The following is a 15580-nucleotide window of genomic DNA, read 5'->3' as shown; positions in this document are numbered from 1 at the left end:
CTTCCTTATTCAAAGAGTGTTCAGGTCAGTGGTGTACAGCGAAATACCCAGCGAAGTGCTCAGGCTGACGGTGCCTTCGGCGTCCTCTTCGACAGAGAACAGCAGGAACTCCCGGCGATCTGTCAGGCCAGTGTCGCGGGCGTACAGCATCGAACGGTGCTCGACGCTGTAGGACTCATCCGGGTTGCTCACGCGCTCGCTCAACGTCACCAGTTCTGTCTGGCCAGCCTCGGTGCCCCACTCGCGGGTGTACTCGACGCCGTCGTGGGTATAGGTCGGCAGGCCGATCAGGCTTTCGGGGCCGGCCAGGCGACGCAACTCCGCTTCACTGTTGATCGTGACGTAGCTGAGGTAGTTGAACAGGATCACCGACTCGACCTGCCCGGCGATATCGCCACTGGTGTGCACTTGCAGCCAGTAGTCCTCGTCGTTCATGTAGCAGCGCGACAGCCAGTTCGACTGCCCGAGGTCGACGATGCCCAGGCTCCAGATCTGTTGGGAGGCCGGGATGACCACGGTGCTGTTGCCGTCGAGCAACAACTTGAGCGTGGAGTCGAACATGACCTGCTTGCCGGAGGCCAGGCCCAGCGGCCCGGTGACAGGCGCGCTATTACCGGCTGCCGTGTTCGCGTTCGGGGCCTCAAGCCCCATCAACTGTTTAAACCACCCCATGGGAAATTTCCTTGAGACGCGTGGAGGCGATGTAGAAGAGTTCTCCGCCCACGACGCGGGTGGCGCCGGGCGGGTTGATCGACGGGTGTCGGGCGCCCTTGGCGCGGTAACCAATCAGCGTAGCGTTGTGCTGTTCTTTCATCCGGGCATAAAGGTCGCCGAACGTCGCTTCAAACGCCTCGGGTAGCTTCATCAGGTACTGGGTGGCGCCTTGGCCGACACAGAGCAATTCATTGATGACCACGGACGAGCCCGGGTCCTGGGAGGCACGCACCAGCATTTCGATGGCCATGCTGGAGGTGCATTCCAGGCTCGGCGCATAAGCGCTGGCGAGGGCGGCGATTTCGCTGTCATTGAAGTGCGCGACCACATGCCCGGCGGGCTCCAATTGATTGACCGCCAGCACGGTGGCCAGGGTCAGGTCGTCGGAATGGGTTCGCACCAGCACGCGTTCGGCACCCGGCACGCCGGCACGCTGCAACAGCGCGACGGAGGACAGGCTGTCGCCCTTGATGAACGAGGTCTTGCCGGGCATGGGGTTTTCTTCAAGATCGCAATCGCAGATGACGATCAGATTGTCATTGGACGTTTCGTCCTGCAGCAGCAACTCAATGACCCGCTCGCTGGAGGCGCCCTCCCAGCCGATGAGAACCGTGTGGCCGACCTTGCCGGTGAAATCGCCTTTGCCCTTCATGCCTTTTCTCCATACATCAATGACGCTGCTGGTGGTTTTGCCGATGACCGTCGTCAACAGGGCAATGCCCCCGAGCATGATCCAGGTCGCCACAAAAATTCGCCCGGCGGATGTCTGTGGCAACAGATCGCCATAGCCGACGGTGAGCGTGGTGGTGAGATAGAAGTAGATAAACGTGGCGGCGGCGATGAGGTGTTGCTCGCCCAGCAGCACCAGGCCGATCCAGGCCGTGGACAGGTGCACGCCCAACGCTATGGCCAGGCCCGCCCAGCCGAACCGATGGAAGAAGGACGCAGCGTACGTGCGCAACAAAAGGAAAATCGACATTCGTCCCTGACTCCGTGGGGCTTCGTTCCTGGCGGGATCATCGCTCTGGCGTCTGAGGGCTCGAGCGTAGTGGCCGGACAGCATTAAACCTGCTGTGCGGCTTGGATAAAAGTGCTTTGGTGACAATAAATCGGACGATTTTCTGGAAAGCAGGACTCAGACACAAAAAAACCGATGCCGAGCACAAATCCCTCGCCACAAGGTCTGTGCCTGGCCTGGCTTGCCTTGGCGGGTCTTCACCAAGGCAAGCCCCATCCGATTACTCAGCCGATTTTTTCTTCAAGCGTTCCAGGATCGCATTGGCACTGCCTTCGTTCGGCGTGATGCCGGCGTCGCGCAGCTTGCGCTCCAGGTCGGAGCCGGTCGAAGCCTCGGCCAGTTCATCCTGGGCTTGCAGCTCGGCGGCGCGTTGCTGTTGCTTGGCCTGCAGGCGGTTGAGCGTACCGACGGCGGTTTCCAGCTTGCCATTGGCGCCGCCGCTGGCGATCGAAGCACTGACCTGGGCCTTCTGCACGCTTTCGCGGGCCTTGGCCATGTCCACTTGCTGACGCAGGCTTTTGATCCGGCTTTCGGCCTTGGTGATGTCTTTGCGCATGTTGTCCGCGTAACCGCCGAATTCGGTCGCGTGCTTCTGCTCGGCGTCCAGTTCGTTGGTCAGGGTCGAAATGGCTTCGGCCACTTCCAGCGCCAGGTCTTCGCGGTTGGCCTGGATCGCGGCCAGGGCCTTGGCTTCCAGGTCCTTGATCTTGGCGTTGTATTCGCCGACGCGATCAGTCGCCAGCTTGTGCTTGGCCATGATGGTGACCAGCTCACGCTTGGCGTTGGCCAGCGCGCTGTCGGCATCGCGAATTTCCTGGTCGAGGATGCGCAGGGCCTGTTGGTCGACGATCGATTCACCGACTTCGCTGGCACCGCCACGCAGTGCGGTGAACAATTTGCTCCAGATGGACTGAGTCATTGGATAGTTCCTGTTCGGTGAATTAAATGAAGAAGCGTTCGAAGGCTTCGCTGGCGCGCTGGACGTTGTCGACGAGGGTTTTGACCTCGGTCACGACGTTGGTCAGGCTGGAGTCGGAGCTCAACGCACCGAACATGTTGTAGACGACCTGTCCGTTGGGCATGGTCTCGATGCCGATGGACGACAGCGGGAACATTTCCCGGCTGCGCAGCACGGCATCGTTGAAGGCCGCGACGTCGCTGATCGATTCGACGTCCACCAGGACGGTATCGACGATGATCTGGTCGCCCACCACCGCGATGTAGATCGGCAGGCCACCAAAATCATTCATCTCCAGCTTGATGCTGGACTCGGAACCTTGAACGAGAGAAAGAGTGATGTCGTTCGCGACCACTTCGTCCAGGGCCTGAAGGGCGCTGTAGAGGCGATCGATGTTCCAGTTATTACCTGCGCTCATGTAATCCTCCGACATGAATGAGCCAGCCAGAATCGGTTGGCGTAGCTGTTTCTCCATCTGCTTGAGCAGGCTTCGGTTTTCGGGAAGCACCCAAGTCTCGTGTTTCACATACCCGGCGGCACTCAGGCCCGCGCGCATCTGCTTCATGTAGAAGCTCGACGGTTTTTTCGCGGAGGGTTTGGCGCGCTCTCCCGTGCGGCTCGCTGAATCGGTCACAGACCCGTCTGACGGATCTGATGGAGAGCTGGTTGACATGGTACTGACCCCACTGTGAAAAACTCACGCGTGAGAAACACTACAGGTACTTTCCAAACCTCACAATAGCTCACGCGTGAGATTTTTTTAGCGACTGATCCCCCCCCTGTGGGAGCGAGCTTGCTCGCGATAGCGACCTACCAGACACCTCGATGCCGAATGTGCCGCCGTCATCGCGAGCAAGCTCGGCTCCCACAGGTTTTTTGAGCGTTCACAGATCAGGCGTCCACCATCGATCCTCTGTGGGAGCTGAGCTTGCTCGCGATGGCGGTGGGTCAGCTTGCATTGATGCTGGATGCAAGACCGTCTTCGCGAGCAAGCTCGGCTCCCACAGGTTTTTTGAGCGTTCACAGATCAGGCGTCCACCATCGATCCTCTGTGGGAGCTGAGCTTGCTCGCGATGGCGGTGGGTCAGCTTGCATTGATGCTGGATGTAAGACCGTCTTCGCGAGCAAGCTCGCTCCCACAGGGGGATCTCCCCAGGCGGCGACATCAGTTGTGACTGCTGATGGCGCCTTACGGATAGCTGAAGCTTTTGACCAACGTCAGCTCGCCCACCGCCCGCATCGGCACGACGAACGTTTCCATCTTCTCGTTCGGCGTGCCCTCTTCGGTGATCACGGTAACTTGTGCGGTGGTCAGGGCTTGTTGCGCTTGCTCTCCACCGCCCTCGCCCTCTTCGTCGACCTCCTCACTGCGATAACCGCCGCCGTAGTAGTTCACATACACCAGGTACTGGCCTTTGATCGGCGCGGGCATGGCGAAGATTTCCGGGCCGTAGCCGGTGGTGACGTCTACGTCGAGAGCGGCGCCGTTGGCGGCGGCGCGGTCGCCGTACCAGATGTGGGCACCGTCCGGGGTGACCAGGTGCAGGTCCAGGTCGGTGCCGTCGCTGTCCCAGGTCAACAGGACCCGCAGCTTGGCCGGTGTGGCGCCGCCGCTGGTGTTGAGAAATTGCGTGCGGTGGCGCTGCTGGCCATCGGCGCTGCGTACTTCAACGCTGTTGCTGCCGTTGGGGAACGAGAACGGCCGGTCGAAGCGACCTTCCTCGTCCAGCTTCAGCGGCAGGCTGACGCCGTTGACGATGAGTTGGCCCGGTACGTTGCTGTCCTTGGGTGCGCTTTTGATCTGCCCGGTAATGCGTGCGGTGTTGGCTTGGCCCGGGGGCGTGTTGACCGACGAAGCCGGGTAGTTGACGGTCTGGCTGAAACTTTCGCCTTCACCGCCCGGCGCACCGCTGCGCCAGCCGCCAATCGGAGTGTCGAGCTTGATAGTGTCGGCGGCCATGGCCGAAGGCAACGCGGTCAGGGCGCAGAGCAACAGCAAGACCTGTGGATAACGGAGTGTCATGGTCTATTCCAGCAAGAGGTGACGGGCAAGCCCTTCGATATAGGTTTCGTCCTGGCCGTTGGGATGAGCTTCGAAGGCCAGGTGCAGATATTCATGCGTCAGGTCGAGACGATCCTGCAGCGACAGCACGCCGCGCACGTAGATGCGCTGGCGCTCGCGGTCGACATAAGGCCGGCCAAAGGCGACGCGGCAGACGGCGAAAGCGCTGATTTCGTTGTAGCCCACTTCACTTTCCAGCCGCTCGCGCCAGCCCCGGCGCTGTTTCAGCAACCAGTCCTGCGCGGCGGGCAGCGCCTCGCAGGATGCCACCGGGTTGTCCCAGCGGCTGAGGCTGGCGCGCGGGTAGGCGTGCAGCAGGATGGCGTCGTAGCGCTGGCCGGCGTTGGCTTGTTCCACCGCTTGTGCCCAGGACAGTTTGTCCGGCCCAGGCTGGTCGGAGTGGTAGGTAACATCGGTGCCGGCCAGGACCAGGTCGCTGGTCCAGGCGGCAATGGCGCGGGTTTCGGGCGCCGCCGGGCGTGGCGCGACGCGCTGGCGATGGCTGCTGTCGTCGATGCTCAGGCAATCGCCGTTACGCTGGGCGTTCTGCAGCAGGTAGGTGCGGATCGCCACGGCCAGGGCCTTGGCCGCCTCGGCAGGCTCGGCCTTGGCTTCGCGCTGCAAGACCCGGGCGACGTATTCCTCCCGGTCCAGACGCGCCACCAGCTTGCCGGGCATCAGGAACAGCTCGCCATCGCTGTGGATGTCCAATTGATTGCCATTGGTAAATTCGACGCGGTAGTCGCCGCGCAGTTGACCTGGCGAGGCCGGACGGTCACCGGACATCACCCGTTGCAACGGATAGCGGGCAAACAGGCCGACTTCCACACAACGTCCGGTTTCCGCCGGCCAGCGCGCTGGCAATGCCGCCGCCAGACCTTCACCGTAGACCTTCAGGACCTGCTGGCTGGTGCCGCGGCCACCGGCCCACACCGGGGTGCCATCGGCCAGCCAACCGGCGAAACCGCCCTGTCGCGATGAAGGCCCCTGGTCACCCAGCCAGCTCCAGGTCTTGACCCGCAGGCGACTGCCCAATTCGCCGACCAGCCGCCCGTCGGCCGCGCTGAGCGCCACATCCAGCAGCACCCGCCGCGCCTGCTCCTGGGCCGGCAGCGTAGCCAGGGCCTTGAGTAACTGCGCGACGGGCACTTGCGTCTGGGGTTGCAAGGTCGGCAGATCCAACAACCATGCCGGCGCCTGACGGGCCTGCCAGTAATCGCGCCAGTTCGAGGCCGACAGCCCGAGCCGCTGTGGCTCGAAATACAAGCCACAGGATTTCACCAGGGCCTGGTCACGACCGATGCTCTGCCCGGCGTTGCAGCAATAGACTTCTTCCTTCGACTCGCCGCGGCACTCATAGACCGGTTCGCGAGCGTCGGTGTCCACCAGCCAGGCGTAGACAAACAGCTTCCACAGGCTGCCCAGTGGCGCCTGCAAAGTGTCGGGCAATGGTTGGCGATCCAGCACCTGGGTCTGACTCACGCGCAGCAATTGACCGTCGAAGGCCAGGCGCAACGGCTCGTCCTGCGCTGTTGCCAGCGCAGGGATCAAGCACAACAACCACCCAACCCACAGCCTGCGCATGTCAGTTGACCGTGATCTGACCGAGCGCCGGTTTCTGTTCCCGCGCCTGATGTTGCGGCGCGTAGACCTGGGTGAAGCGCACCGGTGGCAAGGTGAACTGGCCTTTCTGGGAGAAGCGCACCAAGTGCCGCAGGCGCAGCTCGCCACTGAGGGCATCCACCGGCACCGCATACGCCATCTGGCCGGGCTCGAAGCGGGCTTTTTCCAGGGACGTCGGCTCGCTGTCGGCCTTGCCCATCAACTGGATGCCCCAGGTAGTGCGCTCCACATCGGCGCCCGGCGGCAGCGGCACTTCGAGCATGCCGTAGCGCAGAGGCGTCGGCGCCTTGCTGTTGATGATCACTTCATCCAGGTAGAGGCTGTCGCTGGACAACGGTTTGTTGCCCACGGCTTCAAGCTTGAAGGTGAAGGCCTCGTCGCCCGGCACCAGACGCGACAGGCGACGGGTGATGGACACGGCCATCGGTGCTACCGGCGGTTGCTGGCTCTGGAAGCTCAGTGCCGCTTGCAATGGACGCTCCTGGGCGCCGGTCAGGGTCAGCATCGTTGGAAGCTGCGCGCCCTGCCACTGCCAGTAGGTTTCACCGGTCGCGCCCTGCTTGGCTACCCAGCCTTCGCCCGGTGCCAGGGCCACGGCCGGTGCTGCCTGTTCGATGCTGCGCTGCAACCAGGTCAGGGCCAGGGCCCGTTCCAGGGTGGACTGCTGCGGCAACACACGCTCCAGCAATGCCGTGGCGCGGGCCTGATCGAAGCTCTGCAACGACAGCACCAGGGCCTCGACGAACGGCTGCGAGCTGAGCTCCAGTTGCTGTTGCGCGGCATCGGCTTGACGACTGAAGGCCGCCGGCAACGGCACCTTGCCTTGTTTCGCCAGGGACGCGGTCAGGACACGGGCACTGGCCAAGCCAAGGGCCGAATCCGGGGCGTTCATGACCAGGCTGTCTTCGCCGCTGTCCAGCACGCTCTCGGTACTGTCTTCACTGGCCTTGGCCAGGTCGTCCATCAAGCCGCTGAGCAGGGTGTTCACCGGCAGTTGCATCTGCTTGGCGAACGACAGGATCAGCGCACGCTGCAGCAGCGGCGTATCGCCGGCCTGCTTGGCGTAGACCTCCAGCACCCGTTGCCAGTGTTCCGGCGGCAGGCTCAGGTCCAGGGCCTTGCTGGCGTGCCAGTCGGCGTAATAGGCATAGGCGGTGAGGAATGCATCCGGCTCACCGTCCTGGCCCCACCAGGTAAAGCTCGCCGAGGGGCCGGCCATCTGCACCAGGCGCAAGCGGCTGTTCTGCATGATCAACCGCAAGCGGTCGCGGATCTGCGGGTTCGACGCCAGGGTCGGATAGGCGATGCTCAATGGCAACAGACGGCTGGCGGTCTGCTCGACGCCACCGTACGGATAGCTCAGCAGGTCATCCAGGGCCGAACGGAACAACGCTTGCGGGCTGTCATCCAGGCGCAGGCGAATATCGCTGGCGTCGGCCGGCAGGGTCAACGGGGTGTCACCGCTCGCCACATCAAGGCGCTGGTTCTGGGTGACTTGCCAGCCATTGCCGCTGGCGTTCAAGCGCATGGCCAGGGCGTCCTGGGTTTCGCCGTTCAATTGCAACTGCACGCTCAAGTCGCCACTGCTCAGTTCCAGGGCCGGCAGCGCCACATAGTTGATGCCGTTTTTCAGGTCCACCGCCATGCGCTGTTCAGCGCCGGCGTAGCGGATCAGCAGCTCGGCCTTCAGTGGTTTTTCAGACTGGCTGAACGCGAACAGGCCCAGTTGCGGCTTGTCGCCCGTGCGGAAACGGGTCGGGCCGCTCCATTTCAGGTACAGCGGTTTTTCCGAGGCGATGAACTGCTTCTTCTGGCCCACTTGGCCGTCGTCGGCAATGGCCTTGGCCGTGATGCGCCAGCGAGTCAGCGAGTCCGGCATCTTGAAGGTGAAACGGGCCTTGCCGTTGGCGTCAGTGACCAGCTCCGGCTGCCATGCAGCGGTGTCGACGTCTTCACGACGTGGCCGCTCCAGTACCTTGACCCCGCGTTCGCTGCGGTTGGCCTTGCCCGGCGCGCCAGGGCTGCCTGGCAGTGCCACGTCGTAGCTGATGAACGACAGGCTGGCACTGGTGCGCACGTTGTTGCGACGCGGGTGATAGAAGAACTGATCGATGGTCGGGGCCACTTCTGGTTGCAGGGCGTAGACCATTTCGTCCACCACGCTGACCGTCAGGTGCGCCGGGATCGCCTTGCCAGCGAACTGGGTACTCAGGTCCACGGTCACCGTGTCGCCCGGGCGGTAGGTGGCTTTGTCAGTGACGACGGCAACGTCGATCTGCGGCGTGACCACCTTGATACCGGCGTTCTGGAAGCTGTACTGACCGCCTTTGGTGTACAGCACCGAGAAGGTCAGGTTCGGCGCGAAGTTATCCTTCACGGCAATGCGCGCGCGGTATTGGGTGTCGCTGAGCTTTTCCATCTTCAGCCAGTCGCCGCCCTTGGACAGCAGCGCCGTGGCCTCGACTTTGTCCCGCTCAAGCGACAGCAGCGCGTCGCTGACCGGCTCCGGGAAGGTGATCAGCGCCAGCGCTTCGTCACCGGTCTTGTATTCAGGCTTGTCGAAGACGATCTCGACAGTGCCCGGCACGGCCTTGATGCCTTCACCGGTCACTGCATGGGCGGCGGCGCCAATGACCCGGCCGTGGTCGTCCTTGAGCGTCAGGTTGTAGGTGCCAGGGCGATCGAAGGTCAGGCTGAAGCCCTTGTCCTTGGCCGCCAGTTTGCCTTCGCCGGTGCTCTGGTCTTCCAGGCGCACCCAGGCGTAGCTGCCTGGCGTCACGGCTTTGGCTTGTTCGTTGCCGCCTTCGTTGGCGTAGCTGAACGACACCTTCTGGCCGGTGGCGCTGAACCGCTGGGGAGCGCTCAGACGGAAATTCGCCGCGCCACGGTCGATGAGGATTTCCTTGGTGGTCTTGACCCGATACGCCGCACCATCGCTGGCGAACACGGTGAGTGTGTAGCGGCTCGGCTTGTCGGCGGCCGGCAAGTCGAGGGTCGCGTTGCCCTTGGCATCGGTGGTCACTTCGCTGCTGGTCAGCTCGACCGGGAATTGCCCCAGGTATTGCAGCTCGTTATCGACCATCGACAATTGCTGGGCGCGCAGGCTCAGGCTCACCGTGGCATTCACCACAGGTTTGCCGTCCGGATACAGCAGCACAAGGTTGCCCTTGACCGGCTCGCCGGTGCGGTAGTCCTGCTTGGCCAGGTTCAGGGCGATCTCGAAGTGCGGCTTGATGTATTCGGCGACACGAAAGGCGCTGCTGTAGAGCTGGTCCTTGTAGCTGAAACGCAGCTCATAACCGCCGGCCACGGCGTTTTCCGGCAGTTGGAAACGGCCTTGGGTGCCGGCCTTGGAATCGAGCTTCAGGGCCAGGGTTTGCAGCTCGGTGCCGGTGGCGTCCAGCACGCTGACATTGACGTCGGCCGCAGTCGGTTGCACCGAATCACGGGCGTTCTTGAACTCACGGCCGACGATTTTCAGCGATACCCAATCCCCTGGCCGGTATAGCGGCCGGTCGGTGAAGGCATAGAGCTTGGTGTCGTAGATTTCGCTGTCGTAGTAGAAGTTTTCCGAGACGAATACCCCGCCCTCCTCATCTTCACCGATGACGAAGGAACGCTCCGGGCTGACGTGCTTGAGGCGCAGCAGGCCGTCTTCATCGGTGGCACCGCTGCTCATCACGCCCAGGCCGTCGGTCCACAGCACGTTGACCTTGGGCACCGAACGCCCTTCATGCTTGCGTGCGGCCCAGACCAGCAATTCATCACCGGCAATCTTGCTTACCGCCACGGTGTTGGAGACGAAGACCATGGTGGTCGCGCGGTATTTGCCGATCAGCGCTTCCACCAGGTACAGGCCTGGCTTCAACTGGCCCAGCGGTACATAGACGTTGCCCGGCGCGACGCTGACGAAGTCACTGGACGAGCCGGCCAGGTTGACGCCCGCGGGCGGCTGGATCGGCTTGGCTTCCCAGAGCGGATAACGGAACTGGCTGACCACCGGCAAGCCCGGGATCAAGGCGAATTGCGGCGGTGCGTCGTACGGGGTCGGCGCGACCAGGGCATCACCGATCTTCAGTTCCGGCACTTCTTCGGTAACTTGCTGGCGGGACTCGTAGGAAAACGCCCGTTGCATCACCCGACGAGACTTGCGGTACCAGTTGTCCCACAGGTACGCGAGGGTGTTCGACAGGCCTTCGCCCTTGAACTGGCCGTCGCTGACCACGCGGTGCAGGTTCTTCTGGCGCTTGAGGAAATCCAGCGGCTTGTCGATGCGATAGACGCGGATATCGGCGCCGCCGTAGGGCTCCATGCGGAATCGACGGTAGTCGCGGCCCGGCGCTTCGAGGCGAACCATGGCCTGCTCGTCGCTGGCAAAGCTGCTGTCGGCCAGCAGGAAGAAACTTTCACCGGACACCGGCGTGTAGCCGCTGGGTTCCACCGTATCTTCGGCGTTCACGACAGGTGCCAGCAACAAGGCAAACAGCAGGGGCAATTTTGAACACAAGCGCAGCATGCGGGCACCGGTCATTGGGAGAGAAAGTTGAGTCGATAGACGCCGATGAAGTTGGGGTTGGCTGCGTCGGGTATCCATCGGGTGTCCTTCCAGTTCATGAGTTGTTGCAGGCTTGCGGAGCGCATGCCGTTGTCGGTAGGGGTTGTGGTGCCGGTGTGATAGGCGATGTAGCGGCCCATCCAGATCATCAGGTGCTGGTCGTCGCCCTGATCGAAGAACATCAGGTCGCCGGGACGGGCCTGGGCGACATCGCGGCCCACCAGGTGACTGTTGAACTGGATCAGCTTGATGGCGTTGACGTAGGGTCCGACCTTGCCGCCGCCCTGCTGCCATTGCTGGGCGAGGCGCCGTTGCGCATCGCTCAGTGGCAGTTCCGGCGGCAGGTAGCGATTGGACAGGCCATTGCTACGCAGCCATTTTTCATCGTGGACCTTCAGCGCTTCGTTGGCGGCAAAGCGCACCAGCCCGGCGCAGTCCTGCTGATACCAGCGCGGGCTCGGGCCTTTGGTCAGCTGTTCCTGGGCGATGCGCACGAACCAGGCACGAAAGACCTGGGATTGCTGCACGTCCAACGCCGGCGCCTCGACGGCAAGCGCAGGCCCGCCGAGCAGCAACGCCAGCAGCAGCGTCAACGCGGGGTTGCGGATCAGTGCTGTCACAGCGCTTTCCATTCCAGCGGCAGCCACTGCCAGTGGCCATCCGGCTCGCTGCCTTCAGGCAACGTCAGGGCGTATTTGCCGTAGCCGCCGAGGGTGCGCAGTTTCGGGATCAGGTAGGTTTGCGCGGCGTTGTAGAACACCGGCTCCATGTCCTGGGGCAAGCTGTCGAGGGTTTCGCGCTGCATCAGTTGCGCCATGGAGTCCGGGCCGAAGTAGACCGGCATCAGCAGGTCCTTGGGCACCACGTCGGCCATGGGCGGGAAGCGTTTGTCGAGGGTGCCGAGGGCCTTGTCCACCAGTTTGTCATCGAGGGAGAACAGCAAGGTCGAACCATGGCGCGCCAGGCTGACCCGCAGGAAGGCCTTGCCGGTAATCGCGTCAGGCTGTTCCGCTTCCTTGGCCAGGTAGGGACCGAAATTGGAGCTGACCTGACGCAGCCACTGGTGCGTCGGGCCTTGCTGCTTCTCGACCACCGGGAATGCATGCTCGGCAACGTTGTTTTCATAGGCGCCGACCATCGAACCGAACAGGTTGCCCAGGTCGGTGTCGAGCTTGCCGTCGTCTTCATTCAGGCTCGCCACCAGCAGCGGCGTGTACAGGCGCGAATCGGCGTACCAGCACAGGCCTGCTGCGCCGGCCACATGGTCGACCATGGCCTGGGCGGCTTTTTCGTCGGCGCCGAGTTTTACCAGCAACGGTTTCTGTTGCTCGGCGGCCAGGGGCAAGGCCACGCAGGCACTGGCGCCCATGGGCATGGCTTGCCAGATCGGCTTGAAGTCGAAGTCCGGCTGGTTTTCCAGCTCGTCCATCGCCAGGAAGCTGTGCCAACCCTTGTCGTCCATGTCGAAACGCAAGCCGGCGAAGTTCGGGATGAACCGCTGGTAGCCCATGGCGAGCACGCTGGCGTTGACCGAGATGCGTTGCTTGACCTCCGGCGCCTTGGGCGGCAGGCCGAAGGCTTCGGGGAACAGTTTGTCGCCATTGAGCAAGGCAGCCAGGGCGGTCGTCGAAACGCTGCCCGGCTCAACCGCGGAGCCGCTGGCCGGGTCATACAGCTTGGTCGGGTTGGACAGCACCACCAGCTTGTCGCCATGGGAGGCGAAGACCAGGGATTTGCTGGCGTTGTAGCTGAGCTGGTAGAGCGCGACGTCGTCACCGCCTACCTTCAGGTCGCTGAGCTTGCTCAACTGAGTGTCGTCCAGGGCGACTTTCGCCAACGGTTCCAGGACCTTGGCCAGGCCACCGCGATCCATCACCAACAGGAAATCCTTGAGGCGACCGTCCGCACCGCGCCACAGCGCGACATCGGCCGGCTGGTCGAAAAGTTCTTCGATCAGGCTGTCCTGCAGATTGAGGTCATGCTCGTAGATGATCCGGCGCAGGCTGCCGATCAGCCCGAGACGGTCGGCATGGGCCTCGTAATAGAAGACGAAGTCCTCGGTGAGCGTGGCCTTGAGGAACGGCACCGCCAACAGGTCCTTGGGCAACTGGCTCAGGGAATGGGCCTCGAGCAAGCCGTCGGGACGGCTCAAGCCGAGTTTCTCCAGCGCCAACTCCATGGGCGGCGCCTTGGGCTTGTTCATGAACCAGCCCAGCCCGGCGGCCACACCGCCTACCAGGCACAGCCCGATCAGTATCGCCGGCCAGCGGCGCACAGGTTTGGCGACAGGTGTCGGCGTGGTCGGGGAAGCAGTGTTGTCGCTCATATTCACAAGGGCCTGTTCATCCGTGGAGCGGATACTTAGTAGTTGAAAGTCTTGACCAGCAACAGATCGCCAATGGCGCGCAGGGGCACGACAAAGGTCTCGCGTTTTTCATCGACGGTGTTTTCGTTGAGCACCAGGTTGATCTGCGAGGTGATCACCTCGTTCTCGTTACTGGTCTCATCGAAGTTGTAGCCACCGCTGCCGTAGTTGCCCCAATAGTTCACGTAGACCAGGTAGGTGCCGTGCATCGGCGCGGTCATGGTGAACATTTCAGGGCCGGGGCCATCGACGCCATCCGGGTCGAGACCACCGCCGTTGCTCAGCGCCGGCTGGCCGAAGAACGCATGTTGGCCGTCGGGTGTGACGATATGCAGATCGAGTTCGGCCTTCGGATCGTCCCAGCCCAGCACCACGCGGATCTGCGCCGGGGTGCGCAGGTTGTTGGCTTCATAGAATTGCACGCGCTTGAGGGACTGGCCTTCTGAGCTGCGCACCTCGACGCTGTTGGAGCCGGCGCCGAACGCATACGGCCGGGCGAAACGGCCGTCGTCGTCGGTATAGAGATTCAGTGGATTGCCGTTGACCGCCAGGCTGTGGGGCTGGCGAGCCGTGCCCATGGCCTTGAGCCGGCCCTCGATCATTGTGCGATTGCGCTGCACCCCCCGGTCGATGGGCGGTGTGGGATAGGCGACTTGCGGGTTTTCGGTGCGATCAAGCAAGCCGCTGTAGCGCCAACCGCCCACCGGCTCCGACATCTCGGCAGAAGGCTGCGCCCACGCCAGCGGCGCGCCCATCAGCACGATCAATAAAGAAAGAAAACGCACGTATGCCTCCTGCCATGCACGACGCAACCCGGCGCCAATCCTCAGCGCGCTTGTCATTATTCAGGTTTCGTCTGAAGGCCCCGTCGCAAGGGGGCCGTAGATGGCGCGAAGGTTAGCGATTCGGCGGATTATTAACAATCGGGGAACGCACGATTCTGTGTGGGAAATCACGTACTGAGGGGGGCGTGAGCCGAATAGAGGGTCTATTCGGCTCACAAAATGAGCCGAATAGCGCTATTATTCGGCTCATTCATCTTTGGACAGGCGCATGACACCCCATTGGATCTGGCAACAGCCCGACTGGCCCGACTTCCGCTGGCAAGCTGAAGCATTGGCCCCCCTGCTACGCGAATGCGTGCAGACACAAGGTCAATTGCTCGGAATGACGGCCGCGGTCACGGCTTCGCTCAGTGCCCAGAACGAACTGGATGCCTTGCTGCAAAACATCGTGACCTCTTCGGCTATCGAAGGAGAACAATTGAATGTCGGCTCGGTGCGCTCGTCCCTCGCTCGCCGCCTGGGCCTCGAGCACGTCGACGACACGCCGGTCAACCAACGCAGCGAAGGCTTGGCGAACCTGTTGCTGGACGCGACCCGGCACTTCAACCAGCCCCTGACGGTCGAACGCTTGCTGGAATGGCACGAGTGGTTGTTTCCTGATCAAACAAGCGACCTTGCCTATCGACAGATCCGCGTAGGCGCGCTGCGCGGTGACGAACCGATGCAAGTGGTTTCGGGCAGGCTGGACCGACCTATCGTTCACTTCGAGGCGCCGCCTCGCCAGGGCCTTGAACAGCAATTGCAAACGTTCGTCGACTGGTTCGAAGCCAGTCGCCATCAGGTCAGCCTCGATCCGCTACTGCGTGCCGGCATTGCTCATTTCTGGTTTGTTACTCTGCATCCATTCGACGATGGCAATGGTCGCCTGACCCGCACCCTGACCGATTTGGCATTGGCCCAGGGTGAGGCTCAGGCGATCCGTTTCTACGCCATGTCCGTGAGCATCCTGGACGACCGCGCCGGTTATTACCGAATCCTGGAAAACAGCCAGAAAGCCACGCTGGATATCACCGGCTGGCTGACTTGGTTCCTGCAGACACTGTTGCGCAGCCTGCATAAAGCGATGACACAGATCGAAAGCGTGCTGGGCAAGACCCGGTTCTGGCAGGCCCATCGCGCTTCGGCACTCACGCCTGAACAGTCCAAAGTGCTGAACCGGTTGCTCGATGGCGGCGAAAAAGGCTTCGGGCAGGGGATCAGCGCCACTCAATATCAAGCCGTGGCCAAGGTCTCCAAGGCGACAGCAACGCGACACCTGGCGGAACTGCTGGAGAAAGGTTGCCTGGAGCGGATGCCCGGCGGCGGGCGCAGCACCCGTTACCGAATAAACTATCCCGCTGATTGAGATCATTTGTGGCGAGGGGATTTATCCCCTCGCCACAGGTTCCGACATCCTTGCTGATCGAGGTGACGCCCGGCGGTCCTGATTTGCCCCAATAC

At 62.5% G+C, this 15580-nt stretch carries 11 protein-coding genes; 1 reads left to right on the top strand and 10 read right to left on the bottom strand.

From position 1 onward, the window contains the following. Positions 1-9 precede the first annotated feature (9 nt). The 10 genes from AB4O09_RS04470 to AB4O09_RS04425 form a co-directional block, all read right to left on the bottom strand. Positions 10-672 (bottom strand): DUF2491 family protein, encoded by a 663-nt coding sequence (locus AB4O09_RS04470; protein WP_003205983.1) that lies wholly within the window; start codon positions 670-672, stop codon positions 10-12. After that, complete coding sequence (locus tag AB4O09_RS04465; RefSeq protein WP_003205985.1) at positions 659-1693, bottom strand: ion channel; 1035 nt, start codon at positions 1691-1693, stop codon at positions 659-661. The genes AB4O09_RS04470 and AB4O09_RS04465 overlap by 14 nt, the downstream gene beginning before the upstream one ends. Positions 1694-1952: 259 nt before the next feature. After that, positions 1953-2651, bottom strand: a complete 699-nt coding sequence (locus tag AB4O09_RS04460) for a PspA/IM30 family protein (protein ID WP_003205987.1) — start codon at positions 2649-2651, stop codon at positions 1953-1955. A 22-nt stretch (positions 2652-2673) separates the two neighbouring features. Next, complete coding sequence (locus AB4O09_RS04455) at positions 2674-3255, bottom strand: YjfI family protein (RefSeq protein ID WP_003205989.1); 582 nt, start codon at positions 3253-3255, stop codon at positions 2674-2676. Between the two features lie 624 nt (positions 3256-3879). Next, positions 3880-4713 (bottom strand): YfaP family protein, encoded by an 834-nt coding sequence (locus AB4O09_RS04450; RefSeq protein ID WP_003205991.1) that lies wholly within the window; start codon positions 4711-4713, stop codon positions 3880-3882. 3 nt (positions 4714-4716) lie between these two features. Further along, complete coding sequence (locus AB4O09_RS04445; RefSeq protein ID WP_038859012.1) at positions 4717-6336, bottom strand: DUF2300 domain-containing protein; 1620 nt, start codon at positions 6334-6336, stop codon at positions 4717-4719. A gap of 1 nt (position 6337) precedes the next feature. Continuing rightward, positions 6338-10906 (bottom strand): alpha-2-macroglobulin family protein, encoded by a 4569-nt coding sequence (locus AB4O09_RS04440; RefSeq protein ID WP_460108406.1) that lies wholly within the window; start codon positions 10904-10906, stop codon positions 6338-6340. Beyond that, the gene (locus AB4O09_RS04435; RefSeq protein WP_003205996.1) at positions 10903-11562 is read right to left on the bottom strand and encodes a DUF1175 domain-containing protein; all 660 of its coding nucleotides are present in this window, start codon (positions 11560-11562) and stop codon (positions 10903-10905) included. The genes AB4O09_RS04440 and AB4O09_RS04435 overlap by 4 nt, the downstream gene beginning before the upstream one ends. Next, positions 11547-13256: a DUF2138 domain-containing protein gene (locus AB4O09_RS04430; RefSeq protein ID WP_038859011.1), complete on the bottom strand. Its 1710-nt coding sequence runs from the start codon at positions 13254-13256 to the stop codon at positions 11547-11549. Before AB4O09_RS04430 ends, AB4O09_RS04435 begins: the two co-directional genes overlap by 16 nt. A 35-nt stretch (positions 13257-13291) precedes the next feature. Then, entirely contained in the window at positions 13292-14050 is a 759-nt protein-coding gene (locus AB4O09_RS04425) for a YfaP family protein (protein WP_043042719.1), read from the bottom strand. Between the two features lie 298 nt (positions 14051-14348). Here AB4O09_RS04425 and AB4O09_RS04420 point away from each other — a divergent pair, with 298 nt between their 5' ends. Then, complete coding sequence (locus tag AB4O09_RS04420; RefSeq protein ID WP_053163468.1) at positions 14349-15485, top strand: Fic family protein; 1137 nt, start codon at positions 14349-14351, stop codon at positions 15483-15485. The last annotated feature ends 95 nt before the right edge of the window (positions 15486-15580 follow it).

The sequence above is a fragment of the Pseudomonas sp. H1_F01 genome (assembly GCF_054681425.1).
Note: the sequence above shows the minus strand (reverse complement) of the source record. Positions and strands in the feature narration are given on the sequence as shown.